General features: G+C 73.7%; 7 protein-coding genes. 3 read left to right on the forward strand and 4 right to left on the reverse strand.

The features are described 5' to 3' along the window. The coding region (locus ACLQ2W_RS00005) for an RICIN domain-containing protein (protein ID WP_425784692.1) at positions 1 to 680 on the reverse strand (680 nt) is incomplete at its 3' end. Positions 681 to 1,094: 414 nt separating this feature from the next. Between ACLQ2W_RS00005 and ACLQ2W_RS00010 the strand changes: the two genes are divergently transcribed. Then, on the forward strand, positions 1,095 to 1,643 hold the full coding sequence (locus ACLQ2W_RS00010; protein WP_425784693.1) for a hypothetical protein: 549 nt from the start codon (positions 1,095 to 1,097) through the stop codon (positions 1,641 to 1,643). Between the two features lie 60 nt (positions 1,644 to 1,703). Here ACLQ2W_RS00010 and ACLQ2W_RS00015 read toward each other — a convergent pair whose 3' ends face one another. From ACLQ2W_RS00015 to ACLQ2W_RS00025, 3 genes are read right to left on the reverse strand one after another with little or no spacing between them, the layout of a single operon-like run. After that, a complete protein-coding gene (locus tag ACLQ2W_RS00015; protein WP_425784694.1) occupies positions 1,704 to 2,903 on the reverse strand; it encodes an ABC transporter permease in 1,200 nt (399 codons plus the stop codon). Next, positions 2,900 to 3,547 (reverse strand): ABC transporter ATP-binding protein, encoded by a 648-nt coding sequence (locus tag ACLQ2W_RS00020; RefSeq protein WP_405094092.1) that lies wholly within the window; start codon positions 3,545 to 3,547, stop codon positions 2,900 to 2,902. The genes ACLQ2W_RS00015 and ACLQ2W_RS00020 overlap by 4 nt, the downstream gene beginning before the upstream one ends. A 29-nt stretch (positions 3,548 to 3,576) precedes the next feature. After that, the gene (locus tag ACLQ2W_RS00025; protein ID WP_425784695.1) at positions 3,577 to 4,776 is read right to left on the reverse strand and encodes an efflux RND transporter periplasmic adaptor subunit; all 1,200 of its coding nucleotides are present in this window, start codon (positions 4,774 to 4,776) and stop codon (positions 3,577 to 3,579) included. A gap of 98 nt (positions 4,777 to 4,874) precedes the next feature. On the opposite strand from ACLQ2W_RS00025, the gene ACLQ2W_RS00030 reads away from it, so the two are divergent. Then, positions 4,875 to 5,564, forward strand: coding sequence for a response regulator transcription factor (locus tag ACLQ2W_RS00030; RefSeq protein WP_405091627.1), 690 nt, complete (start codon positions 4,875 to 4,877; stop codon positions 5,562 to 5,564). Further along, on the forward strand, positions 5,561 to 7,342 hold the full coding sequence (locus ACLQ2W_RS00035) for a sensor histidine kinase (RefSeq protein ID WP_425784696.1): 1,782 nt from the start codon (positions 5,561 to 5,563) through the stop codon (positions 7,340 to 7,342). The genes ACLQ2W_RS00030 and ACLQ2W_RS00035 overlap by 4 nt, the downstream gene beginning before the upstream one ends. Positions 7,343 to 7,410: the final 68 nt, after the last annotated feature.

The following is a 7,410-nucleotide window of genomic DNA, read 5'->3' on the forward strand; positions in this document are numbered from 1 at the left end:
CCGGACTTCGGCTGCGCCAGCGCGCCGGTCGAGGACCACCGGTAGCTCGACGGCAGCGAGCAGGTGCCGCCCGGCGGCGGCGTGGTGGGAGTGCCCCCACCGTCGACGCGGACGAGCTGCCACTGCTGGTTGCTGCCGTTCCAGTCGTCGTACTGGACGATGCTGCCGCCGTCGGCGGTCGAGGCGCCCTGCACTTCCACCACCTTGTTGCTGTTCCGGTTGATCAGCCGGACGTAGCCGCTGTCGGAGTCGGCGAGCCGGAACTGCTGGTTGGTCCCGTTGGCGTCGGACCACTGCACGATGTTGGCGGAATTGGCGGTGGAGAAGTTGTAGACGTCCAGCACCTTGCCGGACAGCCGGGACCGCAGCCGGTAGTAGCCACCCCCCGAGTCCACGAACTGCCACTGCTGCTGGTTGCCGTTGTTGCGCGCCCACTGCACGATCCGCGCGCCGTCGGTCGTGGCCAGGTTGTAGACGTCCAGGGCCTTGCCGCTGTTGCGGTTCACCAGCACGTACCAGGCGCTGGTGTCGACCGTCGCCGCGGCGGCGGGGGACGACACCACGGCCGCCGCGCCGACGCCGGCCAGCACGGCCGTCACACCGGCTGCGACGACGCGCGGCAACCATCGCCGCCGTCGACTCGGCGGGGCGACGGATGGGGACCTACCAAAGCCGAACATGATCCTCCTCGATGGCCGGAACCCGGACGTACGCCGCCAGGGTGTTAGCGCTAACAAGACGTGGCCCACGCGTCGCGCACGCCAGTCCCGACAAGGCAGACCCGCCCCGGTCAGCCCCAGCCTCGTCCTTGACCATCGAATGTGGGCGATAACAGAACGTTCGTCAAGTCGTAACTTTCTCGAAGCATCCATCGGCGGTGGCCGAAGCGCCTTCCCCCGCAGGTGCCGCGCCGCCTCCCAGCACTCCGGCCGACCCCGGTCGCGGTAATGATGGCGCTAACATCGACGTTTACCCATTATTCGGTCGCGACGGCGACTCCGTGACGAGACGCAAACAGCTTCCTGACAGTCCGCGGTGATCCTGAGCCTCGCTGGTGGGCACCGCGCCGCGGGCCCCGACAGGAAGGCGTCACGATGAGGAAGCATTCGATGGCCGCGCTGGTGCTGGCCGTCACGATCGGCGGCAGCGGGTGCTCGGCCACCGGAGACGACCGGGCCGACGCCGGCAAGCCGGACGTGGCCACGCTCCGCACCGCCACGCCCGCCGCCACGACCCCGGCGCCGCCGACCGACAAGCGGCCCCGCGCCCGTCTCGACGACACCGACGAGGACACCCAGGCCCGCTACGCGCCGTACGAGAAGTGCATGACCGAGCACGGCGTCGACATCAGGAGGACCCGGGCCGAGGGCGTCACCTCTGGCCCGATCGGCGCGGCGAACAAGGCCTGCGGGAACCTGCTGCCACTGCCGCCCTGGGAACTCGACCCGGCCAACCCGGAGGCGAAGGACTTCGCCCGCGACGTCGTCGCCTGCCTCAAGGAGAAGGGCGTCCGGTACGTCGAGGTCAGCACCGACGGTCCGGGCTGGTCGCTCGGCGGCGAGCACAACGACGCGGAATCGATCTCGAAGGGCATGAGGTTCTCGCCCGAGTGTGAGCGTGCGGCCGCCGCCAAGCGGAAGTAGCCGCCCGGCCCGGAGGCGCCACCCGCACCGGGTGGCGCCTCCAGCGCGTGCCGGCACGTCTCAGGTCGAGGCGAGCGCCTCGGTCGGCGTGAGCCGGGCCGCCCGGATCGACGGATAGACACCGGCGAGCACACCGACCACGACGGCGCCACCGAGCCCGGCGAGCGTCGCCGGCACCGAGACCACCACCGGCCAGCCCTGCCAGGTCGCGTAACCGACGGTCGCGACCGTGCCGATCAGCGTCCCGGCGACCCCGCCGAGCGCGGCCAACGCGGCGGACTCGGTGAGGAACTGGGCGCGGATCTGGCCACGGTGCGCGCCGAGCGCGCGGCGCAGGCCGATCTCGGTACGCCGTTCCAGCACCGAGACCACCATCGTGTTGGCCACGCCGATCCCACCGACCAGCAACGCGATCGCGGCCAGGCCGAGGAACAGCGTGGAGAAGTTGCTCTCGGTGGCCCGTTTCGCGGCGAGCGCGTCCGACGGGCGGGTCACCACCACCTGCCCGGGTCGGACCGGCGAGATGGTGGCCGGCAGGACCTCCCGGACGGCCTCCACCGCCGACTCCCGGCACCGCAGGTAGATGACCGTGGGATGCCCGTCGAAGCGCAGGTGGTCGCGGGCCGCCTCCCAGCCGACCAGGACCGAGCGGTCGAGGTCCGGCGAGAGCGGCGTCCGGGCGAGGATGCCGACGACGGTGAACCACCGGTCGCCGATGAACACCGACGGACCGGGACCGCCGGTGGCGGGCAGGTCCGCGAAACCGAGTCGGGTGGCGGCGACGGAGCCGAGCACCACGGTCGGGAACCGTTCCGTGACCGCGTCGAGCCACCGCCCGGAGCGCACCTTCCCGTCGACCGCCCGCAGCAGGTCCGGGCGCGCGGCCAGCACGGTCAGGCCGGAACCGTCGCCGGCGTCGGTACGGTCGTTGCGGCGTACGAGCGCGTGGGTGTTCGCCACCGCGCTCGCCACGGTGACCGGCCCGATGCGCCCGACCATCGCCACGGACTCCTCGGGGAACGCCGCCGGCGAGTCCGGATCGGACTGTGCCCGCGCCTGGAGGTGGTCGGTGCCGAGCGCGGACAGCTCGCGCAACAGCGCCGCCTGGCCGGAGGCCGGTACGCCGGTGACGAGCACCGTGGTGGCGATGCCGATCGCGATGCCCAACGCCGAGAACGCGGCCCGTGCCCGGCGGGTACGGATGCCGAGCAGCCCGACGTCGATCAGGTCGAGCGGGGAGAGCCGGACCCGGCGGATCATCGGACCACCGCCGTGTCGCGCACCAGCCGGCCGTCGCGTAGCTCGACGCGGCGGGGAAGGTCGGCGGCGATCTCGTTGTCGTGCGTGATGACGGCGATGGTGGTGCCCTCCTCGTTGAGCCGGCGCAGCAGGCGGAGCACGGCACGCCCGTTGTCGGTGTCCAGGGCACCGGTGGGTTCGTCGGCCAGCACGAGGGCGGGGCCGTTGACGAGCGCCCGGGCGATGGCGACACGTTGGCGCTCGCCACCGGAGAGCTGCGCCGGACGGTGGTCGACCCGGTGGGCCAGGCCGACCCGGTCGAGTGCGTCGAACGCGAGCGGCCGACGGCGGCGGCGCGGGACCCCGGCGTAGAGCAGGCCGGTGGCCACGTTCTCGGCGGCGGTGAGGCCGGCGGCGAGATGGAACTGCTGGAAGACGAAGCCGAGCCAGCGACCACGCAGGGCGGAGAGCCGGCGGTCGGAGAGCCCGGCCACGTCCTGCCCGGCGATCGAGATCGTGCCGGAGGTGGGCCGGTCCAGGGTGCCCATGAGGTTGAGCAGGGTCGACTTGCCGGAGCCGGACGGCCCGACGATGGCGACCAGTTCACCCTCGGTGATGTCCAGCGAGACCCCCCGCAACGCCTCGACGCCACCGGGGTAGCGCATGCTGACGTCGCGCGCCGAGAGCACCGGGGTCACGAGGTGGTCACCACCGGGGTCCCCGCGTGGAGACCGTCGCCCCGGACCTCGACGAGCCCCTGGGCGAAGAGCCCGGTCTCGACCGGGACCAGGTCCCCGCCGGAGACCTGGACGCCGTAGCCGCCCTCGCTGAGCGCGAGCAACGCGCCGACCGGGACGACGAGGACGCCTTCGTGGGTCTCGGCGGCGAAGTCGACCCGCACGTCGGCGACGCTGATCCGGGCCGTGGCGGCGGAACTCTTCATCGCGATCGTCACGGTGACGGTGGGCGGGCCGCCGGTGCCGGCATCGCCCTCCGCCGCCTTCACCGCCTGGCCGACCGCGGTGACCCGGCCGCCGATCGTGCTCTCGTCGGGCAGGTGCACGGTGACCGCGTCGCCCGGCACGATCGAGGCCGCGTCGCCGACGTTCGCCTCCACGGTGACGACCTTCGCCGTCCGGGTGACCGACAGCAGCGGGGCGTCCGCGCTGTCTCCCGGCTGGGCGGCGACCGAGTCGACCCGGACCGCGCCGACGAGCACCACCACGTCCCCGGCCTCGACCGTGCCGGTCGCCGGCACCCCCAGGTCGTGCTGCCAGCGCTTGACCGCGTCCCGCAACGCGGCGGTCAGCACGCTCTCGTCCCTGGCCACCGGCACGGCCGGAGCGGGCGTGGACGACGACCGGGTCGGTCGGGCGGCGAACGCCGGGCGGTCACCGACGTCGTAGCCGAGGGCGTGCAGGTTGTCCGCGACGATCCGCACGTCCCGGCCGACCGTGCCGAGGTCGCGCAGCGTGCGGAACAGCGGCATCCCGCCGTAGAAGAGCGGCACCGGGCGGTCGTCGACCCGGTAGAGCTGCTGGCCGCGCCGCACCGACGCGCCCGGGGCGGGCAGCCAGGTCACCGTGCCGCTCCGGCCGCCCTTGAGCAGTCGGGCGGCGCCGAAGCCGAGCGTGCCCGGCAGCGACTGCGACGTCGACAGGTCCTGCTTCACCACCGCGACGCTCCGTACGCCTGCCGGTTCGTCCGCTGTCGACGCCGGGCCGGTGTCCCGGCCGGACCAGACGACGACGGCCGCGGCGAGCAGTCCGGCGACGACGACCGCGGGGACCACCGCCCTCGTCAGGTAGCGGCGGCGCGGCGCCGGTTCCCTGCCGGCGAGCGGGATGACCTGGGTTTCGGCGTCCGCCGGCGGCACCGTTCGGGTCAGTGGCATGGCGCCGATCGTGACCCGGGATCGTCAGGATCCTGTCAGGTCCGGGCATGACCTTTTCCACGGATTCGCGACCCCGCGGCTCACCTATAGTCGCCACCATGTGCGCACGGGTGATGCTCGCGGAGGACGATCGGCGGCAGGCCGAGGCGCTGCGCCGCTACCTCACCGCGGAGGGTCACGAGGCGACGGTCGTGCACGACGGCGAGGCGGCGCTGCGGGCAGCCCGGCAGGAGACGTTCGACCTGCTCCTGCTCGACGTGATGCTGCCGGGGCTGGACGGGATGCAGATCTGCCGGATCCTCCGCCAGGAGTCGGACGTGCTGATGCTGATGCTGACCGCCCGGTCGAGTGAGGACGATCTGCTGCGCGGCCTCGACCTCGGCGCCGACGACTACATGACCAAGCCGTTCAGCCCCCGGGAACTGGTGGCCCGGGTCCGGACGCTGCTGCGCCGCGTCCCCGCGACGGCCCGGCACCCACCGGTGCTCCGGGTCGGCCGCCTCACCGTCGACGAGCCCCGGCACACGGTGACCGCCGGCGGTGTCCCGGTCGACTGCACCGCCGGTGAGTTCGCCATCCTGGCGGCGATGATCCGCCAGCCCGGCCGGGTGTTCACCCGCGGCCAACTGCTGGAGCACACCCGGGGCATCGACCGCGAGTCGACCGGGCGCACCATCGACGTGCACGTGATGAACCTGCGCCGGAAGATCGAGGCGAACCCGCGCCGGCCACGGCAGCTCCTGACCGTGTACGGGGTCGGCTACAAGCTGACCGCCGGTACGCCGTGAGACGCGTGCCGCCGCACCGCAGCCTGGTGGTGCGGCTGCTGGCCACCTCCCTGCTGGTGGCGGTCTGCGCGATCCTGGCCACGACCTGGCTGGCCGTCCAGTCGACCACCCAGGCGATCCAGCAGGCCCAGGGCCGTTCGCTCGCCGACGACAAGAACATCTACGACACGCTGGTGAGCTACGCCGCCACCCACCGGGACTGGTCCGGCGTGGCCGCCGTGCTCACCGAGCGGGCCGGCACGCTCGAACGCCGGATCACGCTGATGACGCCGGACCGGCAGATGATCGCCGACTCCGCACCGGACGGCCCGTCGCTGCGGGCGGCCCGCCCCTCGGCGACCGTCGACCCGCTACAGGTGGACCTGGGCCTGACCGGCGGGACCGCCCGGATCGACCGGCGCGTGCTCGGGCCGTACGTGCTGACCAGCCGGGAGAGCGACGCCACCCGGCAGTTGGCCGGGCGGTGGCTCGCCTGCATCCACCGCAACTCCGCGCTGGACGGAAAGGTCGTGGTCGGCCCGACCGGAAGGGCATCGGTCCAGGTGACCGGGACGGACGGGCGCGACGTCGTCGGCCACTGCCTGCCGGCCGACCTGGCCGGCCCGCTGCCGACCGAGGCCGGGCCGATCGCCCGGCTGCGGGACGCGACGAAGTCCTGCCTGCGCCGGGCGGGAGCGCCGGACCGGGTCATGATCAGGCCGGACCGCACGGCGGTCCCGAGCGGCTCCGCCGGGCTCGACGAGCGGATCGACTCCTGCCTGCACGAGGCGCTGGTCGCCCAGTTGAGGGCGTACGCGGCACCGCCGGCGCTGCTGTTCGTGACCGACGAGGCCCAGGGCACCACCGAGCCGGTGTTCAACCTGTCCCGGGCGAACGTGATCCGCATCGTCGAGGTGACCGGCGCGGTGCTGGCGGCCACCGTGCTGGTCACCGTGCTGGTCGGGCGTCGACTGGTACGACCGCTGCGGGCGCTGACCGACGCCGCCCGGCAGCCGATGGACTCGCCGGCCCGGGTGCCGGTGACCACCCGCGACGAGATCGGGCTGCTGGCCACCGCGCTCAACGACCTCGCCGCCCGGCGGGAGCAGACCGAGGCGCTGCGCAAGACCATGGTCAGCGACGTGGCGCACGAGCTGCGGACGCCGCTGAGCACCATGCGGAGTTGGCTGGAGGCCGCCCAGGACGGTCTCGCCCAGCCCGACGCGCACCTGCTCAGCCTGCTGCTCGACGAGGCGATGCTGCTCCAGCACATCATCGACGACCTCCGGGACCTGGCCGCCGCCGACGCCGGTGAGCTGCGCGTGCACCGCGAACCGCACGACGTGGCCGACCTGCTGGACCAGGTCGTCGAGGCGCACCGGGGCGCGGCCGACGCCGCCGGGGTGCGGCTGGGCCTCGACGTGGCCGCCGTCGGTGAGACGGCGGTCGACGGCGCCCGGCTGCGGCAGCTCGTCGGGAACGTGGTCGCCAACGCGATCCGGCACACCGCCCCGGGTGGCTCGGTGACCGTGCGGTGCGCGGTGCGGGCGGAGCAGTTGAGCATCGTCGTGTCCGACACCGGGACCGGCATCGCGCCCGCCGACCTGTCCCGGGTCTTCGAGCGTTTCTGGCGGGCCGACGACTCGCGGGCCCGCCGCACCGGGGGGAGCGGGCTCGGCCTGTCGATCGCCCGCAAGCTCGCCGAGGCGCACGGCGGCACCATCTCCGTCGAGAGTGTGCTCGGCGTGGGCAGCACGTTCACCGTCCGACTGCCGATCGTCGCCGCCGTACCGCACTGACCGGCCGGGGGGGGGGGGGGGGGGGGGCCGGCGGCGCCCGCCCCCCCCCCGCGGGGGGGCGGCGCGGC

Source organism: Micromonospora sp. DT227 (assembly GCF_049841835.1).
GTDB lineage: Bacteria > Actinomycetota > Actinomycetes > Mycobacteriales > Micromonosporaceae > Micromonospora.